15 protein-coding genes are annotated in these 19994 nt (G+C 41.2%); 11 read left to right on the forward strand and 4 right to left on the reverse strand.

What is annotated here, in order from left to right; genetic code table 11:
- Positions 1–123 precede the first annotated feature (123 nt).
- The 3 genes from RMZ95_RS07135 to RMZ95_RS07145 all read left to right on the forward strand — a co-directional run bounded on the left by RMZ95_RS07135 (position 124) and on the right by RMZ95_RS07145 (position 4559).
- Positions 124–2544: a sucrose synthase gene (locus RMZ95_RS07135; protein WP_322684397.1), complete on the forward strand. Its 2421-nt coding sequence runs from the start codon at positions 124–126 to the stop codon at positions 2542–2544.
- 267 nt (positions 2545–2811) lie between these two features.
- Positions 2812–3906, forward strand: a complete 1095-nt coding sequence (locus tag RMZ95_RS07140; protein WP_322684398.1) for an AAA family ATPase — start codon at positions 2812–2814, stop codon at positions 3904–3906.
- Positions 3903–4559, forward strand: coding sequence for a DUF4276 family protein (locus tag RMZ95_RS07145; RefSeq protein WP_322684399.1), 657 nt, complete (start codon positions 3903–3905; stop codon positions 4557–4559). Before RMZ95_RS07140 ends, RMZ95_RS07145 begins: the two co-directional genes overlap by 4 nt.
- Positions 4560–4726: 167 nt before the next feature.
- On the opposite strand, the gene RMZ95_RS07150 is transcribed toward RMZ95_RS07145, so the two are convergent.
- On the reverse strand, positions 4727–5281 hold the full coding sequence (locus tag RMZ95_RS07150) for a peptidoglycan-binding domain-containing protein (protein ID WP_322684400.1): 555 nt from the start codon (positions 5279–5281) through the stop codon (positions 4727–4729).
- Positions 5282–6236: 955 nt separating this feature from the next.
- Entirely contained in the window at positions 6237–6953 is a 717-nt protein-coding gene (locus RMZ95_RS07155) for an ROK family protein (protein ID WP_322684401.1), read from the reverse strand.
- Positions 6954–7461: 508 nt separating this feature from the next.
- On the opposite strand from RMZ95_RS07155, the gene RMZ95_RS07160 reads away from it, so the two are divergent.
- Complete coding sequence (locus RMZ95_RS07160; RefSeq protein ID WP_322674770.1) at positions 7462–7965, forward strand: 2TM domain-containing protein; 504 nt, start codon at positions 7462–7464, stop codon at positions 7963–7965.
- A gap of 318 nt (positions 7966–8283) precedes the next feature.
- Here RMZ95_RS07160 and RMZ95_RS07165 read toward each other — a convergent pair whose 3' ends face one another.
- Positions 8284–8850 carry a phycobiliprotein lyase gene (locus RMZ95_RS07165; RefSeq protein WP_322684402.1) on the reverse strand — a complete coding sequence of 189 codons (567 nt, stop codon included), beginning with the start codon at positions 8848–8850 and terminating at the stop codon, positions 8284–8286.
- 75 nt (positions 8851–8925) lie between these two features.
- The gene (locus RMZ95_RS07170; protein ID WP_104905234.1) at positions 8926–9606 is read right to left on the reverse strand and encodes a HEAT repeat domain-containing protein; all 681 of its coding nucleotides are present in this window, start codon (positions 9604–9606) and stop codon (positions 8926–8928) included.
- 78 nt (positions 9607–9684) lie between these two features.
- On the opposite strand from RMZ95_RS07170, the gene RMZ95_RS07175 reads away from it, so the two are divergent.
- The 7 genes from RMZ95_RS07175 to RMZ95_RS07205 all read left to right on the forward strand — a co-directional run bounded on the left by RMZ95_RS07175 (position 9685) and on the right by RMZ95_RS07205 (position 19979).
- The gene (locus RMZ95_RS07175) at positions 9685–9807 is read left to right on the forward strand and encodes a hypothetical protein (RefSeq protein WP_322674773.1); all 123 of its coding nucleotides are present in this window, start codon (positions 9685–9687) and stop codon (positions 9805–9807) included.
- 435 nt (positions 9808–10242) lie between these two features.
- Positions 10243–11055, forward strand: a complete 813-nt coding sequence (locus RMZ95_RS07180; protein WP_322684403.1) for a DUF3102 domain-containing protein — start codon at positions 10243–10245, stop codon at positions 11053–11055.
- Positions 11056–12088: 1033 nt separating this feature from the next.
- Positions 12089–13195, forward strand: coding sequence for a 3-deoxy-7-phosphoheptulonate synthase (gene aroF, locus RMZ95_RS07185; protein WP_322684404.1), 1107 nt, complete (start codon positions 12089–12091; stop codon positions 13193–13195).
- A gap of 76 nt (positions 13196–13271) precedes the next feature.
- Positions 13272–14975 carry an aromatic amino acid ammonia-lyase gene (locus RMZ95_RS07190; RefSeq protein WP_322684405.1) on the forward strand — a complete coding sequence of 568 codons (1704 nt, stop codon included), beginning with the start codon at positions 13272–13274 and terminating at the stop codon, positions 14973–14975.
- An 18-nt stretch (positions 14976–14993) separates the two neighbouring features.
- Positions 14994–16418 carry a cytochrome P450 gene (locus RMZ95_RS07195; RefSeq protein WP_322684406.1) on the forward strand — a complete coding sequence of 475 codons (1425 nt, stop codon included), beginning with the start codon at positions 14994–14996 and terminating at the stop codon, positions 16416–16418.
- A 184-nt stretch (positions 16419–16602) separates the two neighbouring features.
- Positions 16603–18123 (forward strand): long-chain fatty acid--CoA ligase, encoded by a 1521-nt coding sequence (locus tag RMZ95_RS07200; protein ID WP_322684407.1) that lies wholly within the window; start codon positions 16603–16605, stop codon positions 18121–18123.
- A gap of 53 nt (positions 18124–18176) precedes the next feature.
- Positions 18177–19979 (forward strand): thiamine pyrophosphate-dependent enzyme, encoded by a 1803-nt coding sequence (locus tag RMZ95_RS07205; RefSeq protein ID WP_322684408.1) that lies wholly within the window; start codon positions 18177–18179, stop codon positions 19977–19979.
- Positions 19980–19994: the final 15 nt, after the last annotated feature.

Here is a 19994-nt window from a genome sequence, read left to right on the forward strand (position 1 = left end):
TACACAGGTAAATATAATTTATCTGTGTTGTTTCGTGTTTATATATGTCTAACAAAAGGTGGAGGCTTATTTGTCTTGCCTAGAAAGTTAACAATGCAAACATCGTCATTTAGTGGAGTTGCTATGTCTGAATTGCTTCAAGCAGTCTTAGATAGTGAAGAAAGAAGTGATTTACGTTCTTTTCTTAGTGAATTACGCCAAAAAGAAAAGAAGTACTTACTACGGAACGACATACTGAATGTATATAGTGAGTATTGCTCCAAGTCTCAGAAACCTGAGACTTTTTACACTTCTTCTGAGTTGGGAAAACTCATTTACTATACTCAGGAAATAATTCAAGAGGACTCAAACTTCTGTTTCATCATCCGTTCTAAGATTGCCAGCCAAGAAGTTTACTGGCTGACATCAGACTTAAGCATTCAGCCGATGACGGTGCAGGATTTGTTGGATCTGCGCGATCGCTTAGTAAACAAATATCATCCCAACGAAGGCGACCTGCTAGAATTGGACTTCGGCCCGTTTTATGACTACACCCCAATCATCCGCGACCCCAAAAATATTGGTAAAGGGGTACAATTTCTCAACCGCTATCTATCCAGCAAAATATTTCAAGACTCCAAACAATTGCTCGACAGCTTATTGAATTTCTTGCGCCTGCACCACTACAACGGTGTGCAACTGCTACTCAACGATCGCATTCAATCACAGCAGCAACTTTCCGAGCAAGTTAAGAAAGCGATCGGTTTTGTTGATAACCGCCCCGAAGATGAACCCTACGAACAATTCCGCTTCCAATTGCAGTCAATGGGTTTTGAGCCAGGTTGGGGTAACACCGCAGCGCGAGTGCGGGAAACTTTAAGTATTCTCGATGAATTGATTGATTCTGCCGATCCTCAGACTTTAGAAGCATTCATTTCTCGTGTCCCGATGATTTTTAGAATCGTCTTGGTATCAGCTCACGGTTGGTTTGGGCAAGAGGGAGTTTTAGGGCGTCCCGATACCGGCGGTCAGGTAGTTTACGTCCTTGACCAGGCAAAAAGCCTAGAGAAGCAGTTACAAGAAGATGTCCTGCTTGCGGGTTTAGAGAAATTGAATGTCGAGCCAAAGGTAATTATTCTCACCCGCTTGATTCCCAATAGTGATGGCACCCTTTGTAATCAACGGCTAGAAAAAGTTCACGGTAGCGAAAATGCCTGGATTTTGCGAGTGCCTTTACGGGAATTTAATCCTAACATGACTCAAAATTGGATTTCCCGGTTTGAGTTTTGGCCTTATCTAGAAACTTTCGCCATTGATTCCGAAAGAGAACTACGAGCAGAATTTCACGGCACACCTGACTTAATAGTTGGAAACTATACTGATGGAAATTTAGTAGCATTCTTGCTGGCGCGACGGCTGAAAGTTACTCAATGCAATGTTGCCCATGCTTTGGAGAAATCTAAATACTTGTTCAGTAACCTCTACTGGCAAGAATTAGAAGATAAATATCACTTTTCATTGCAATTCACAGCTGACTTGATTGCCATGAATGCTGCCAATTTTGTGATTAGCAGCACCTACCAGGAAATTGTCGGAACACCGGATAGTGTGGGACAATACGAGTCATATAAGTGCTTCACCATGCCGGAGTTGTATCATGTTACCAATGGCATTGAATTATTTAGTCCCAAATTTAATGTTGTACCGCCTGGAGTAAATGAAAATAATTACTTCCCTTACACGCGGATTAAAGACCGAGTAGAGAGCGATCGCCAACGCCTTGCAGAAATGCTTTTTACTCTGGAAGATCCCACGCAAATCTTTGGCAAACTCGACGATCCTAACAAGCGCCCTCTCTTCTCAATGGCGCGTCTTGACCACATCAAAAACCTCACAGGTTTAGCTGAATGTTATGGTCAAAGTAAAGAATTACAAGAGCATTGCAACTTAATTTTAGTCGCGGGTAAGTTACGCGTCGAAGAATCAGATGATAACGAAGAACGCAGCGAAATTATCAAACTTTACCAAATAATTGACCAGTACAATCTCCACGGGAAAATTCGTTGGTTGGGTGTGCGCCTCTCTAAAACTGATTCTGGTGAAATTTATCGAGTCATTGCCGATCGTCAGGGGATTTTTGTCCAACCAGCTTTATTTGAAGCTTTTGGTTTAACAATTTTAGAGGCGATGGTTTCAGGATTGCCAACTCTTGCCACACAGTTTGGCGGGCCACTGGAGATTATTCAAGATAAGGTGAATGGCTTTTTGATTAACCCAACGAATTTAGAAGAGACAGCCACCAAAATTGTTGACTTCATCACTAAATGCGAACAAAATCCTAACTATTGGAGTGAAATTTCTCAGCGAGGAATTGACCGAGTTTACAGCACCTATACTTGGAAAATTCACACTAGCAAGCTGTTATCATTAGCACGGATTTATGGCTTCTGGAACTTTACCTCTATGGAAAATCGGGAAGATTTGTTGCGTTATCTTGAGGCTTTGTTCTATTTAATTTACAAGCCAAGAGCGCAACAGCTATTAGAGCAGCACAAGCACCGATAATAAGTTAGAAGAGACAAGCTGTTCCATATTTAACTCAATACGCTTGGATTAAGGATTTTTGGTATGTAGAGACGTTGCAATGCAACGCCTCTACATACACCTACGCCTATGTATAAAATATTGTCAACAAGCAAGATTTAATGCCAATATATCAGAAATTATTGATAAAATGTGCTAACCCTAGCTAGATGAGCTAAATCACAATTACTATTGAGGTCTATTTGTGAAATAAGCAGCCCAAAAGCTTAAAAATCAGGAAACCATTCCATGAGCGATCTGACCAGTGACAGCCAACTATCAAGGATTGTTTTGAAGGGCTTTAAGTCTATTGCTGAATGTGACCTTAAGCTTTTGAAACTCAACATACTTATTGGATGTAATGGTGCAGGTAAATCTAACTTCATAGGCTTCTTTCGCATGGTTCAGCAGATGCTTGAGAGGAATCTGCAAGTTTTGGTAAGCCGCCAGGGTGGCCCTGATGCGATCTTGCATTTTGGACGTAAAACAACTGAGCAATTAGAGATTGAGCTTTATTTTGGAAACAACGGGTACTTCGCAACGCTTGAACCAACTCAAGACAACCGTCTGATGTTTACCAAAGAGTCTTTTTGGTGGAACATGAGCGGTGAGCGTGAACTCGGTAGTGGTCATTTTGAGAGTAAGGCTTTACGGGGCACCAAGACAAGAATTGACCAGTACATATTGCCCACCATGCGGCAGTGGCGGGTTTATCATTTCCATGACACAAGCGACAGCGCTTATGTGAAGCAACCACACGGGATTAATGATAATGTTTACTTGCGTTCTGACGCACGCAATCTTGCAGCTTTTTTATATTTGTTAAGTGAAAATTATTCGGAATCTTATCGGCGAATTGTCAAAACAATTCGACTTGTTGCTCCTTTCTTTGGTGATTTCTATCTACGCCCTTCTCCACAAAACAATGAGGCGATCGAGTTGGAATGGGTCGAGCAAGGTCAGGATATTCCGTTTAAAGCTCATCTTCTTTCGGATGGAACACTTCGTTTTATCTGCCTGGCCACTGTCTTTTTGCAACCTACTTCCCTTCAGCCCGAAACGATTTTGGTTGATGAACCTGAGCTAGGTCTTCACCCGTATGCAATTACTGTTCTTGCATCGTTAATGCGTTCCGCCGCAAGAGAAAAACAAGTTATTGTTTCAACTCAGTCCGTTGAATTGCTCAATGAATTTAGCGCGGAAGATGTAATTGTTGTGGATCGCGATCGTGGTAAATCATCACTCCGAAGATTGAATGAGGATGATTTATACGAGTGGCTTGAAGACTACAGCTTAGGAGAACTGTGGAAGAAGAACATCCTTGGCGGGAGACCTTCACGATGATCCGAATACACGTTTTTGTAGAAGGACAGACGGAAGAAACTTTTGTAAAAGAAATACTCTGTGAACATTTTCAGCGAAAAGACATATACCTCAACCCCATTCTTGTGCGAACTAGCTCAACAAATAAGGGCGGTGTAGTGAGCTATGCAAAAATTAAGCCGCAATTGAATCGTAAATGCCTTGAAGATGATTCGGCGTTCGTCACTACGATGTTTGATTTATATCGATTGCCAAATGATTTTCCAGGAAGCAGTTCTCTGCCTAGTACGAATGACCCATTTCAGAAAGCTGAATATCTTGAGCAGCAAATGAGCGCAGACATTAAACACCAAAATTTTCTGCCTAATTTACTGGTTCATGAGTTTGAGGGACTCCTGTACAGCAATCCACAAGCTTTTCTCGCATGGTTTGACCAAAGTATAGTAGATAGTCTACAGGCAGACCGTAACTTATTTATTTCACCTGAACATATTAATGAAGGCCCGACAACAGCCCCATCCAAACGAATTATTAGATGTTGCCTTGGATATGAAAAGCCATTACATGGCTCCTTGATTGCAATGGATATTGGGTTGGATACAATACGTCAGCAATGCCAGCATTTCAATCAATGGTTAACACGTCTTGAAAATATCAGCGGCAGTAACGGTTGAAGAGAATATATTGCCCTCAAAAGACAGTAAAAATGTTACTTGTGTACTCCACATTTTAGAAAGTTTTCAGGATTATTGCTAATTTACAAAAGTGATTTTTTCTCAGATTTTCATAAATGAATCAGGAATTATGAATAATACGAAGTTTCATAACTCCTAACTCCTCACTAAATTGTCAACGCACTCCAAGTTCGTTGACCAACTACTCCATCCACACCTAAATTTTGCTGGTTTTGAAAGGCTTTGACAGCAGTCTCTGTTAGTGCGCCAAAAATCCCATCTACTCTCACAGCATAACCGTTAGACACTAATAACTGTTGTAAGGCTCTGACAGCAATACCAGAACTACCGAAATAAAGAGTCGGTAGAGGCTGGCTACTAAACTTCTGAAACCGTCCTGTAGCCTTTGTACGGACTTTACCTCCAGACTGAAAAGACTTCTTAGGCTTACCTAAATTAGAAGAAATTAGTCCCAGATTCTTTTTGCTAATTTTCTGAAGTATGTGTTCTTTTTCTAGTTTTAGCGCTGAGAGAGAAGCCTGGGAAATCTCATCTGTCTGCATAAATTCAGGTGGCGTAACTTTAGCAGCTATCTCTAACTGACTCTGTTTTGACTGGTTTACATCATTTTCCATCTGAAATAATTGCTGCTGTGGCAAATTGATCCCAGATGCTTGTCTTATTGTTAACACGCCCGTCATCATCAGGCCAATTTCATTCATTTTAGTTTATTTTACTTCAACCAATATTTCTTTTAACCAACATTTGCTGTCCGGGATAGTACATACTGACCAAATAAAAAGTCATGTACTAATTTTTCCAGGTAATATTTTCATGTTCATATTTGCTCACCCCCGATCCCATTTAATCAGATTAATATTATTAATCAAGCCATCAAGTTATCAGACATACTATCTAAATCAATGGTTTAGACAATAACATACTAAGTAAGTCGCTGTGAATATTTATCATCAGGTTCAGACAGGAGGCAGGTGGTCACTGAGCGTAGTCGAAGTGAGGCAGAAGGCAGAAGGAAAGAGGGTTTTAGTCCACTTTACTTTTATTAACATAGTTTGATTTTTCCCGCCTGTTCTACTTATACGATCGCCAGGGAATCGCATCAAACAAATTTATCTAGTTATATTTAGCTCATGCTTGATATGCTGATGTTACTTTTATCATGTTTATACTGCCAGTAAAAATACTACTTAATTCATTGAGGCAGTTTTTTAACTATTGATTAAAAGCTCTTAATTTCAAATACTTTTTATCAATCACAATTTCTGTAAATACGGTTTACTTAAGGATTATTGGTCTTTGAAGACGCGATTTATCGCGTCTCTACAATAAGGGTTTTGTTGCTCATTCTGAACTGTATTGCAACTTATGTCGCTCCTTCAAGCTATTCTCGAAAAGCTCACACTTTCACCTCAAAAGAATGAAACCGCACAACCTTGTTGCACGGTATGAAATTTGAGTTAAAGTTTAGATACTACATGAAAAAATTACACAGAGGCACTGAACATAATGTTTGTGCAATTCTCTTTTCTAATCTGTGTTAATTTTTATATCATTTTGAAACTTTGAGAAAGAATGCACCTTAATCAAAAAGTGTGTAGGTGTAGGTAGCCCTTAGATATCGCTTAGTACTCTAAGTTGTGGATATTGAAAAACTTTTTACCTTTTATCATCTCGCCACAAAGCAATACCGCCTAATAAACCAGTGATATTGGGGATGAGTTTGACATTTAACGGGAGCTGTAAATTCACTCTCACCGCTTCACCACCGCCAATGTAAAGGTAGTCATAATTAAACAGATGTTGCAAGGATGCGATCGCTTTTTCTAAACGCCTATTCCATCTTTTCTCACCAATTTTTTCTAACTCTGCACGCCCCAACTGTTGCTCAAAAGTCTCTCCTTTGCGAAACGGATGATGCCCCATTTCCATATTTGGTACCAGCTTACCATCTACAAATAAAGCCGAACCAAACCCCGTACCCAGAGTAATCACCAATTCGACACCTTTACCAGCGATCGCACCAAATCCCTGCATGTCTGCATCATTAATCACCCGTACAGGCTTGTTTAAGTGTTTTAATAATGCTTTTTCCAAATCAAATCCGATCCAATCTGGATGTAAATTTACCGCTGTTTCCGTGACTCCACAGCGTACCACACCGGGAAAACCGACCGAAACACGATGAAATTCACCTTGAGCGGCGGCTAAAACTACAATTGCATTAATTACAACCTCCGGTGTCGCAGGTTGCGGTGTATCTAAACGCGCTCTTTCTGTTACAGGATGCCCCGTAATATCCAAAACCATAGCCTTAACACCACTACCGCCAATATCAACCGATAGGGTACGAATCGATCCATTTTCTTCAACCATTGAGTTACATCCTTGTTAATGCTTGTTATTTCGTTATTAATTATGCTCTGCTGCATTTGATAATATCTTGGATGTTTGGAGAGTCTCTATATTGGTGGAGAGAAGGCAGATGCAGTAAATTTTTCCCCCCTGCCCCTCTGCCTCTTTACCCTATGCCCGAATGGCACGCTTGTTAAGCACAAACCCCTGATCTAACCGGATGAGAGGGTGTGGGGGGTAGGGTGTAGGGTGTAGGGAATCAAGAAAATGTTGAACTCCTTGACGCAACTAAAGGTTAATTGTCTTAAACACTACACCCAACACCCTACCCCCAACACCCTGCCAAACACGAGGTTTCACGTTTTCTTAGTGACATTCACCCTATGCCCAAAGTTAAAAATCCCATACATTCAATGCCGGACAGCATCTAGATTTGTTAATCTAAGAATAATGGAAATAGTACTAGCGTAGCTGCTTAAAATCTATCGGGCAGCAAATTTCTATTAAAAGTAATATAAGAGAAAAAATTATGACGGCGTTTGAACCTCAAAGCATCCGCTCGTATAGCCAAGAAGATGTCCAACAAATTCTGCACTTAGCGATCGCTCGTCAAGCAGATGATAAAGACACAGAATTTTCTTATGAGCATATATTAGAAATTGCTGCTGAGTTAGAAATTTCACCTGAGTCTTTAAAATTAGCAGAGCGCGATTGGGTATTACAACAGGGCCAAGTTCAACAACGAAAAGCTTTTGACGCTTACCGCATCAGAAGATTTCAGAAGCGTTTAAGCAAATATGCAATTTCCAATGGTTTTTTTATACTGCTTGATTTAATTACTGGTGGCGGAATTTCTTGGTCGCTGTACATTTTACTATTCTGCGGATTGCCTGTAGCGCTTGATGTCTGGAATACCTTTCAAATCAAAGGTGATGAGTATGAAATGGCATTCCAAAAATGGAGCCGCAACCATCAGATTAAGAAAACCATCAGCACAGTTTTGAATAAGTGGTTTAAGGTATTACAGGCTTAATCAAAACTTTCTCTAACTCTAACCCATCTCTACTTAATTCCCCCCAGGAACCTACGGTGTACACACAAGTCTGAAATAAGCTGATTAACTAGGGTTTTACCCCACCCTAACCCTCCCCTTGCCAAGGGGAGGGAACTGGATTTCTTTTTTCCCCCCGTCGTAAATCCAATAAAATTGGCACGCAAGCTACAAAACCAACTTGCAAAGGGGAGGGAACTGGATTTCTTTTTTCCCCCTTTATAAGGGGGGATTAAGGGGGGTAATTTGACTTGTCTGTACACTGTAGCCAGAAAGGGGGAGAATATTTTGCGATCGAACTTAACTAGATACTGAATTAGCCGCCTCGGAAACCTTCTCAGGAGGTGGAAAGCCACCCATGCGAATCTCTGAAGTGAAGGAAGTGATGCTAAATCCACCAAAACTCTTGAGGACATTTACCCGCATTCGCAAATTGGGGCTAGCAAACCACAGCCGTTCCTCTGAGAATATGTTTTCATCCTCTGTAGTTAGGATTAAAGCACCATCACTGTCAAATTTATAGCGTCCGGCAACTGGAGTTTTATTGGCATCAACTATTTCTCTGAGTAACCTGCCTTGGGTCGGATTATCTGCATCAGGTACCGAAACTAACACAGTTGAACCACTATGTTTTGCTCGATCCTTGTCCATTGTGCCGTTCCAGATAATTTTGGTAGCACAGGAAGCAGAACTAGGATTAATGTTGTAACTTTCACACAGCTTAACTACTTCTGGACGATCTAATGGCAGCGTCTCAATGATGATATCTGACTTGCTATGTTCTGATTGGTTAAAAGCCAAATGTTGATTAGTGCGATGAGAAAACCATTTACCAGCACTTAACTGAAAAAACTCTTCAATATTCATGAATGAAATTACCCTGCATCAAAATGCTAAAATTCCCACTTAATTATTATTAAAAGCTAGCAGGAGGTTTTAATATTAAGCTTGATTGCCTATTTCCTCAAGCTTCTTGAGGCCAATTCTGGCTGCCTCAGCAACGTTGAAATGATTGTCTTTTTCTAAGTATTTTAAAGCTGAGACACTCTTGGGAGTGGGAAGATTTCCCAAGGCTTCTGCCAAACGCTGCCTCACTAACCAATCATCTGATTGGGCGAAGCGCAGGATCTTATCTACAGACTCGATGTCTTGAATTTCTCCCAGTGCAGAGATTGCAGCTTGTTGCAACACGACTTCTTTGCTATCCAATGCCTGAATCAGAATTTGATGGGCACGAGGGTCTTTAATATTACCTAGAGAAACAGCTGCACTAAAACGTACTAGCCAATCAGTATCTTCATAAAATGCCCGTGAAAGCACCTCAAAAGCTCTGGCATCACCCAAATATCCTAAAGCACCAGCGGCATCAGCGCGTATACCATAATCAGGGTCATTTTCGAGAATTTTTACCAAAATAGAATAACATTCTGGTGTTGGCTTGATTCCCAGAGCAAATATTGCCATCGAGCGCAGTTGCAAAGATTCATCGTCTAGTACCTTTTTAATCAAAGGCACTGCATCCTCAGCCGCAACATGACGCAGATTAGCAAGGGCTACCATGCGATCGCGTAAATTCGGACTTTCTAGCTGAGTAGAAATTTCTTGTAAGCTTAGAGCTGCCATTTAGTTCAAAGCGTTTTCTTTACTTATCTTAATTTACCTGATTTGTTCATCACGCTGTCGCCCTACTGAAGTAGGAGTTTGGCGACTTTACAAAATGGCTCAATTATGAATAAAAAAGCGATCGCGCTTACACCAGTGAAGGAAATCGGTGTAAAGCCTCTGCCAATTGGGAAAATCACTCGCATTCATCGCCCTCTCTAAGAAAAGGCGTACTTGCCAATTCATTTAAGAAATATTAAGTACATCTTCATCGTGAATTGGTACGAGTAATTCTGCGTAGGCGTAGCTCGTCGTAGACATCGCCAAAAAGCCACAAAACTGGCGAATAACAACACATTAGCATTTTTAAAATAGTATTTGGGATAGCAATCGATTATGTACTTTTGTAAAGATATAACAAGAAGTTGCGTAAAGTTATTAGCTTGACCTGAGTAACTTAATAAGCTAAAACACATCTAATTTGCAGATCAAAATTTTCTCAATATCTTGTGGGGTGGGCCGAAAAGCCCGCCCTGATTATGCAACTTGAATGCTGATTAGCTTACAAGTTCCCTTAAACATAAAATCACAAGCCTAAAAAACTGCTTTGCAAAAATATCTCTAAGAAAAATACAAATGCTAGCAGGAATAGATTGTATGAAAATTAGTAAGCATGAGTCAACAGCTTTTCCTATAGAAATCAAAGTAATACCTACCCAATCAGAGAAAATTATTGACCAGCCTTTAGTAGCTAAGAGCAAGTCAGACTTTGAGAGTAAAGAGGAAAAACAACAACGTTTAGCTATTTTAGCAGAAGATACACGACGTAGGCTAAAACGAAGCGCTATGGACATTTATTGTATTGGTGTCAACTTGCTAGAAGCTCAAAAAATTATCGAACATGGTGAGTTTCTACCTTGGCTACGACAGGAGTTTGGAATGGGAAAAACTTCAGCCTATGAGTTTATTCACGTTGCTAGAGCATTTGAGTCAAAAATTCCGATAATCGGAAATTTGATTAATGGCATTACTCCTACTGCTCTTTATAAACTGGCTGCTCCTAGTACGTCTGAAGCGGCTAGAGATGAAGCAATAAAGATTTTGAAAACAGGCGAAGTAGTCGATCCAGAGGTTGCTAAAAATCTCATCAAAAAATATAAAACTTCTAAAACAGTAAAGGAACAGCAACCAAAATTTTCTTCAGTTAGTCAGCAGATAGATACAAATCAAGTAGAAACATTAGTCTTACCCAAGACTGAGGTTTCTAGCATTGAACAAATAACCACTAATCATCTGCCACTTTCTTCTCCACTTCCACAAAATGAACTGCGAAAATTGGTAGCGGAGCGTGATACTTATAAAGCACAACTAGAAGCGCTACAAATAAAGAATCAGAAACTTAAGCAAGATATTGCAAAACTTCGTTCAGAACTAACTTTATTACAAACTAATAAAGCTAGCAGTAGTTAGAAAAATCTCTGATACTTGTCTAAGAGGATGTTTGAAAAGTCGTAAAGTATATAGCAGGGGACTCTTAACAAAGAACAGGGTCAAAAGTCCCTTGTTGTCTAGGTTTTATATTAGGTTTATGTCCTAAACTACTTGGCGACAACTATACATTCATTTATATTCATATTTCTAATATGCTCGTTTTAAGCTTGCGATTATAAACATTTGCCAGAAATGAGTGAGTTTCTAATTTACACAGCCCTGATTTTTTTGATGTTAAAATCTCTTATAAAATGCCATTCACGATTTTACAATCTCTTGCAGTACTAGCATTTAGCAAGGCTCTGTATATCTAGCTTTTCTTTAAAATCTATTTTTGGTAAATTCTTAAACTGGAAAAATTATCTAGTCTTAGATTTGCATAAAAAATAAAAAAACGTGAGTTCGACAAGCCCTTTTTTGACCTCTCCTCCAACCCCTCTTGGACACGGAGAGGGAAGCCAAAACCCTAATTTCTAGTTGCTCCTCCCTTTCACCGTGGGAGAGGGAGGTTGGCAGGGAGAGGTTCATCGAACTAACGTTAAAAAAGTAAGAAAAAATATTTAAAAAACATATTTTTAGATGGTAAATAAAATAATATCTGGGAAATTCTAAAAATTGAAAACAAAAATAAGAAAGCTTGCTTTTTTTTGAAAACAATGGTAGATATAAAACCAAGCAGCACCCAAATAAAGAACTTAGTATTTTTAGATGTAGACGTATTGGCAATTAGTTTGATATATAATGCTGCAAAAATTAACACAAGATAAATTTCAATAATTAGCCGTAAAATCGAGAGGCTTTTACAATGAAAACTTTGGAATCTAGCAATAAAGATCGGAAATAATTTGGATAATTACTTCGAGTAATTCTAACCAAATAGAAATTTTCTAGGATCTTGCATAAAACTCAAAGAATAAACTGATTGTTATTTGAAGGATTAAACAAACAACAAACAGCATTCTTAAGTTTAGGCACCACAAAATCAATAGTTGCAATTAGGAGATTCAAAGCAATGATTATAGTTATGAAATTAGGTACGCCATCAACAGAGATCGAGCGTGTTGTTAAAGAAATCAGTCATTATCAAATCACCCCAGAGGTATGCCAAGGTCAACATAAAACAGTAATTGGCTTAGTTGGCGAAACGGCAGAAATTGACACTAGGCAGATTCAAAATATTAGCCTTTTTATCGAGCAGGTTATCCGAGTAAAAAAACCATTTAAACGTGCTTCTTTAGAATTCCGCTATGGAGAACATAGTGAAGTGGTTGTACCTACACCTAATGGAGCTGTTACCTTTGGACAAACCCATCCTTTAGTTGTAGTTGCTGGGCCATGTTCTGTTGAAAACGAGCAAATGATTGTTGAAACAGCACAGATAGTAAAAGCAGCAGGGGCACAGTTTCTCCGAGGTGGGGCGTACAAACCTCGGACTTCACCTTATGCATTCCAAGGACATGGCGAAAGCGCATTAGGTTTGTTAGCAAAAGCTCGCGAAGTTACTGGTTTGGGTATTATCACAGAAGTTATGGATGCAGCTGATTTAGACAAGATTGTTGAAGTAGCAGACGTAATCCAAATTGGTGCCCGCAATATGCAGAATTTCTCCCTACTGAAGAAAGTAGGCGCTACTGGTAAAGCAGTGTTATTGAAGCGGGGACTATCAGCCACAATTGAAGATTGGTTGATGTCAGCTGAATATATTTTGGCAGCAGGTAATCCCAATGTAATTTTGTGCGAACGGGGAATTCGCACCTTTGACCGACAGTATACACGGAATACCCTTGATATATCTGCAATCCCTGTCTTGCGGACTTTGACTCACTTACCAATTATGATTGACCCTAGCCACGCCACCGGGAAATCAGAGTTTGTCCAACCGATGACTTTGGCTGCCTTGGCAGCTGGCGCAGATTCCTTAATGATTGAAGTTCACCCTAACCCAGCTAAGGCTCTTTCAGATGGGCCTCAATCTTTAACACCAGAAGCATTTGAAGAATTAATGCTAGAAATGGCTTCTTTAGCTAAGTTCTTTGGTCGTTGGTCTAAACAACATAGCCCCACCATTACCCCCAAGTTTGCTGCACGAGTTTCTACCACCGCCATTAGGGCTTTATAAGCGTGCCATTACCCTACCAACTAGGACATCCAATCAGTCCATCATCTGTGCAATCTAAATAATAATTGGAAGTTCAATGAATACAACATCACTCAACAAAAACAAGACCTTTCAACCTTCTGTAACCTCCCTAGTAAATTCCAGTAAAACTGTAGTTGTAGGCAACCAAGACCTAACAATAGACGAAGTAGCTAGTGTGTCCCGTCAGGGTGTTCAAGTACGCCTAACCGATAATCGAGATGTTGTGCAAGGCGTTCAAGCATCGTGCGATTACATTAGTAATGCTGTGGAATCTGGTCAACCAATTTATGGTGTGACAAGTGGTTTTGGTGGCATGGCCAATGTTGTCATTTCCCCTGAATCTGCGGCACTGCTCCAGAACAACCTGATTTGGTATCACAAAACCGGAGCCGGACAAAAATTACCGCTAGCTGATGTCCGCGCCGCCATGCTTTTGCGTGCTAACTCCCACTTGTATGGTGCATCTGGTATTCGTCTAGAACTTATCCAGCGTATGGAAACTTTCTTAAATGCTGGTGTCACACCCCATGTATATGAATTTGGATCTATTGGTGCAAGCGGTGATTTAGTGCCTTTATCCTACATTACTGGGGCATTGGTTGGTTTAGACCGTTGTTATACTGTTGACTTTAACGGCGAAGAAATCGACGCGCCGACAGCGTTGAGCCATCTGGGTTTAGAGCCATTACAATTACTTCCTAAAGAAGGATTGGCAATGATGAATGGCACCTCAGTCATGACAGGTATTGCTGCCAATTGTGTTTACGACACCAGAGTTTTATTAGCTCTCTCAATGGGGGCACATGCCCTAGCAATTCAAGGTTTGAATGGTACCAATCAATCATTCCACCCATTTATTCATCAACTCAAACCACATTCAGGGCAAAAATGGGCTGCGAACCAAATGCTGAACTTACTAGCAGGTTCACGCTTAGTCCGCGAAGAACTAGATGGTTCTCACAACTATCGGGGTGGAGATCCAATTCAAGACCGTTATTCACTGCGCTGTTTACCACAATACATGGGGCCGATTGTAGATGGGATCGAGCAGATTAAAAAACAAATCGAAGTAGAAATTAATTCTGTCACCGACAACCCACTGATCGATGTTGAGAACCAAGTTAGCTATCATGGCGGTAATTTCTTGGGACAGTACATTGGTGTAGGAATGGATCGGTTGCGCTACTACATCGGGTTGTTGGCTAAACATTTGGATGTGCAAATAGCCTATCTGGTAGCGCCAGAATTTAACAATGGCCTGCCAGCATCTTTGGTAGGGAACCGAGAGCGCAGTGTCAACATGGGGCTAAAAGGTCTGCAAATATCTGGGAACTCGATCATGCCATTGTTAACCTTCTATGGAAATTCGATCGCAGACAGATTTCCTACCCATGCCGAACAATTTAACCAAAATATCAACAGTCAAGGTTTTGCTTCGGCAAACTTAGCGCGTCGCTCAGTAGATACCTTCCAACAGTATATGGCGATCGCTTTGATATTTGGGGTACAAGCAGTTGATTTACGCACCTATTTAGTTGCAGACCATTATGATGCTCGTGCTTGTTTATCTCCTGCTACCAGAGATTTATATATGGCAGTGCGCGATATCATCGGACAACCAGCTTCATCTGACCGTCCTTATATCTGGAACGACCACGAACAACCTCTTGACGAACATATTGCCCGGATTAGTGCAGATATCGCATCTGGTGGGCAGATTGTGCAAGCAGTTCAAGATATTTTGTCAAGTCTCAATTAAATCTTGAGGACAGTTAAGATGCACAAACAGAGCATTTCACCAAGTATCAGCAAAGCTCCTCCCGGCCCTATCGGCTACCCGATTATAGGCAACCTCCCGCAAATGTTGCGGAATCCACTACAGTTTCTCACGAATGCCGTACAGGAGTATGGCGAAGTAGTCCATCTGGGGGCAATGGGGCCTCAACAACTTTATTTAGTCTCTCATCCAGATCATCTGAAGTATATCCTGCAAGAAAATAGCCGCAACTACATTAAAGGCGAAAACTTTAAATCAATTAAGCAGGTAATCGGTAATGGTCTAGCAGTTGCCGAGGGTGACTCCTGGCGGCGCGAACGCCGCTTAATGCAACCAACCTTTCATCGCCATCGGGTTGGAGCATTAGTCACCTTCATGACCAAAACCATTAGCCAAATGCTAGATACCTGGAGCAGCATCGGCTCAGACAAACCCCTAGATGTCTTTGCACAGATGATGCAACTAGCCCAGAATATCCTCCTCAAGAGTTTGTTGAGCATTGATTCTGAAGACGAAATTTCCGAGATGAATCAAGCATGGGATACTGCTTACGAGTATCTTAGTAGTCAACTATGGGCAGTCTTCAAACTACCTCTATGGATACCCACACCGAAAAACCGCGCCTTTGTGCAAGCGATGGGAACATTAGATAGAATCGTCTATCGGATTATTCGCTCCCGCCGGGAAAATAGTAATAGTCCTGACGACCTGCTCTCTATGCTGATGGATACTTACGATGAAGAGTCTGGTCAGGGAATGAATGATAAACAACTGCGCGATGAGATTATGACCATCTTTACCGGTGGATTTGAAACCTCAGCAGCTGTACTTGCATGGACTTGGTACTTGCTCTCTCTTCATCCTCACGTCGAAAGTCGGCTTCAAGATGAACTCAAGAGGGTTTTAAATGGGCGTACCCCGACTCTTGAAGATTTACCAAACCTGAAATATACCAGGATGGTACTGGAAGAATCGATGCGGCTTTATCCTGGTGCATGGGTCTATACTCGCACTAACTTACAGTCTGACGAGGTTGGAGGCTATCACATACCAGCTAACTCTGTAATCATGATTAGCCCTTATGTCACCCATCGCCTACCGGCTTTTTGGGAGAATCCCGAAGACTTTGACCCTGAGCGCTTCACGAAAGAACAAGCGGCTGCGCGTCCCCGCTATGCTTACTACCCCTTCGGCGGCGGGCCACGCCAATGCATAGGTGAGATATTTGCGATGACTGAAATGCAGTTGATAGTTGCAATGGTAGCTCAAAAATATCGGCTGCACTTAGTATCTGGACATCCAGTTGAGGAAGAGCCAATGTTTACATTACGTCCCCGTCACGGCATCCTCATGACATTGGAACCAAAAATCAGTTTTGGTGATGTTTACACACCAAATATTCAGAAAGGAATCACACTAAGATAAACGCAAACCTTGAATTTAACTGGCTTTTGGGTGTAGGGAAAAACATCACAATACTTGGCGCGGTAGTGCTTCACTTACACCCAGCCTTAGCAATGATTTTACTTTTGATTCGTGCCATTCTATTCCGAAAGTTTTGTTAACTTAATTTGTTGCCATACTCAGATGAAAGAGAGACTTTTAAGTTATGAATATCGCCAATCATATCGAACGCGGTCATCTATTATTTCCTGATAAAATTGCCCTGATTTTTGAGGATAAATCTTTTACTTACAGACATCTAGATCGGTTAGTAAATCGAGTAGCTAATAGTTTACAAGGATTGGGAATAAGAAGAGGCGATCGCGTGGCCTTGTTTTTGCCAAATATTCCAGAGTTCATTACTTCTTATCTTGGCATTCTCAAAATTGGTGCGATCGCTGTTTCTGTAAATGTGATGTTGAAAAGTTCTGAAGTCAGCTATATTCTTCACGATTGTGCTGCTAAAGCCATCATCACCACAGAGTCAGGTAGTTTGGAGGTATTAGAGGCAGATTTACCAGAATTACAACACATTTTGATTGCAGAAGGTAGCGCCAAAAAGGGGATAAGTTTAGCCCAACTAACAGAAACCTCTTCTCCGAATGCCCGCGCTGTGAAAATGGATCGCCATGCTCCTGCTAGCATAGTCTACACATCAGGAACTACAGGTTTTCCTAAAGGAGCTACTCTTTCTCACGGCAATATCATCTCTAATATGTATTCCCAAAATCGTTGTTGTGGAATGCAAGCTAATGACCAATTATTACTTTTTCTACCATTATTTCATTGCTTTGGTCAAAATGCAATTCTCAATGCTGCGCTCAATACTTGTTCCACCCTCGTCCTGCAACGGCGGTTCGATCTGACACAAGTCTTGAATGCGATCGCTACTCATAAAATCACCATGTTCTTTGGTGTGCCGACAGTATTCATCAAAATCTTAAATAGCGGCATACCTCAGCAAGCATTTGAGAGCATACGTTATTACTTTTCTGCTGCGGCACCTATGCCAATTGAAATAGCCCAAATTTGGCAGGACAAGTATGGAATAGTGATTCATGAAGGCTATGGTTTAACTGAAACATCACCATGTGCATGTTATAACCACGACTTGAAATACAAACTCGGTTCCATTGGCGCTCCCATTGAAAATGTAGAAATGAAAATTGTTGATGCTGACGATCATCAGGTACAGCCTGGTGAATTGGGTGAGATTGTCATCCGCGGCCCCAACGTCATGCTTGGTTATTGGAATCGCCCATTTGAAACTGCTGAAGTCATTAAAAATGGTTGGTTATATACTGGCGATATTGGTCGAATGGATGAAGATGGTTTTTTCTATATCGTCGATCGCTTAAAAGACATGATTAATGTCTCTGGATTTAAAGTATATCCAACTGAAGTTGAAAATGTCATTTATCAGCATCCAGCAGTTGCCGAAGTAGCTATTTATGGCATTCCTGATAGTTTCAAAGGTGAGATAATCCAGGCGAATATCGTAGCTAAATCTGGTAAAGAAGTTACAGAAAAGCAAATCATTGAATTCTGTCGGCAAAAAATGGCAGTCTACAAAATCCCCCATGTAATTAACTTCGTGGATTCAATTCCTAAAAATCCTACAGGTAAAGTACTCAAGCGAGTTTTACGTAAGCAATCAACATCTCAATTCGCTACTATTACCTATTAATTGACAATCCAAACAAACTACCAAAATAAAAAAGATAAATAGAGGTTTCATCGATGCGTCATACTAATGTTAGAACTAATCATAAGTCAGTTAAACATACAATAGCTGAACCTGCTATTGGATCGCAATCCACAAGCTCTTCTTTGCTATCCCCTCATGGAAAGCCCAGCTACTCAGAATCAACTGAAATAACAGTTGCAGCAGCTATAGTCAAAATGCTCGAAGATTTGGGAGTACGCCAAGCTTTTGGTCTATTTGGAGGTGGAATTACGCCACTGGTAGCTATGCTAGAGCAAAGCTCAATCCAGGTGCTGCAATTTCGTCACGAAACCGGAGCAGCCTTTGCAGCTATTGAGTCGTACTTTGCCAATGGTCGTCCTGTGGTAGTATTCACCACAACCGGGCCAGGAATTACCAACGCCCTGACTGGAATGTTTGCTGCACGCTGGGAAGGTGCAAAGGTAATTTTTCTCTCTCCTTCTACCTCAACACAGCAACGTGGACGCTGGGCTTTTCAAGAAACTAGTGCCTACACAATGTCTAATACAAGTATTTTTACTTCAGGAAAGCTTTTCCATTATGCAACGACTATTGAATGCAGCGATGAACTTTCAGTAACTGCTCGCAGACTTGCCCTCGGTCTAGGACAACCTGGTAGCTTTGTTGCACATTTAAGTGTCCCCCCGGTGATTCAGACAAGTTTTCTCAAGGCATCAATACCCCGTATAACTAGCTCACCAATTTTGCCATCTGCGGGAGAAGATACTGTTTGGAAATCTGTACAATTGTTATCTGAAGGGCCATTTGCTATTTGGGTGGGCTTTGGTGCTAAGGATGCCGGAGAAGAAATCCGCCAACTTGCCGAGAGAACCGGATCTGCCGTAATGTGTTCGCCTCGTGCTAAGGGTATATTTCCTGAAGATCATCCTCAGTTTGTGGGTGTCACAGGCTTCGGTGGACATTCCTCAGTTCTGACATATATGCAATCACAAAGTCCTCTGCGCGTACTGGTTTTGGGAACAAAATTGAGTGAATTTACCTCATTCTGGAATCTGGAAATGATTCCCTCACGCGGTTTTATACATGTCGATATTGACCCGGAAGTACCTGGAGTTGCTTATCCATCTGTTGAGACAGTGCCTATTCAGTCTGATGTCGGAGAATTTGTTAAGGCATTATTGAAGCATTTTCCCAAGCGTTCCGATCGATTACCAGTCTCATCACTGCCCCGGCCCCAATTCGATCCGACTGATTCTCAGAATGATGGTTTAATTAGGCCAGAAATACTGATGGATCGGATTCAACGTGTAATTGTCGAAAATAGTGATGCAATAGTAATTACCGAGGCGGGTAACTCCTTTGCTTGGGGAACCCACTGGCTACGGTTTAACACCCCTAGACGATATCGAGTCAGTACTGGTTTTGGGTCAATGGGTCATGCTGCCACAGGTGTTGTCGGTGCTGCACTGGCACGCAATAGTAAAGCTGTTGCTATTCTTGGGGACGGAGCTATGCTCATGAACAGCGAGATTAGCACTGCTGTCAAATACAAAATTCCTGCCGTTTGGATTGTACTCAACGATGGCCATTACAATATGTGCGACCAGGGGATGAACTTGTTGGGATTTAACGGTGTAGACGCAGAGATACCCAGTACAGATTTCGTCATGATTGCTCGTGGGATGGGAGCTGATGGCATCCGGGTGGAGCGGGAAGCCGATGTCGAAGCCGCTTTAGAAAAAGGGCTAATTTCCAATGTCCCCTTTGTGATTGATGTCGTAATCGATCCGACCAGACCTGCCCCCATTGGCACTCGAATTCAAAGTTTGATTTCACAAGTTGCAAAAGAATCTTAATTTTCTTAATTTTAA

Origin of the sequence: Nostoc sp. DedQUE07, assembly GCF_034530975.2 — a bacterium.
Taxonomy (GTDB): Bacteria; Cyanobacteriota; Cyanobacteriia; order Cyanobacteriales; family Nostocaceae; genus Nostoc.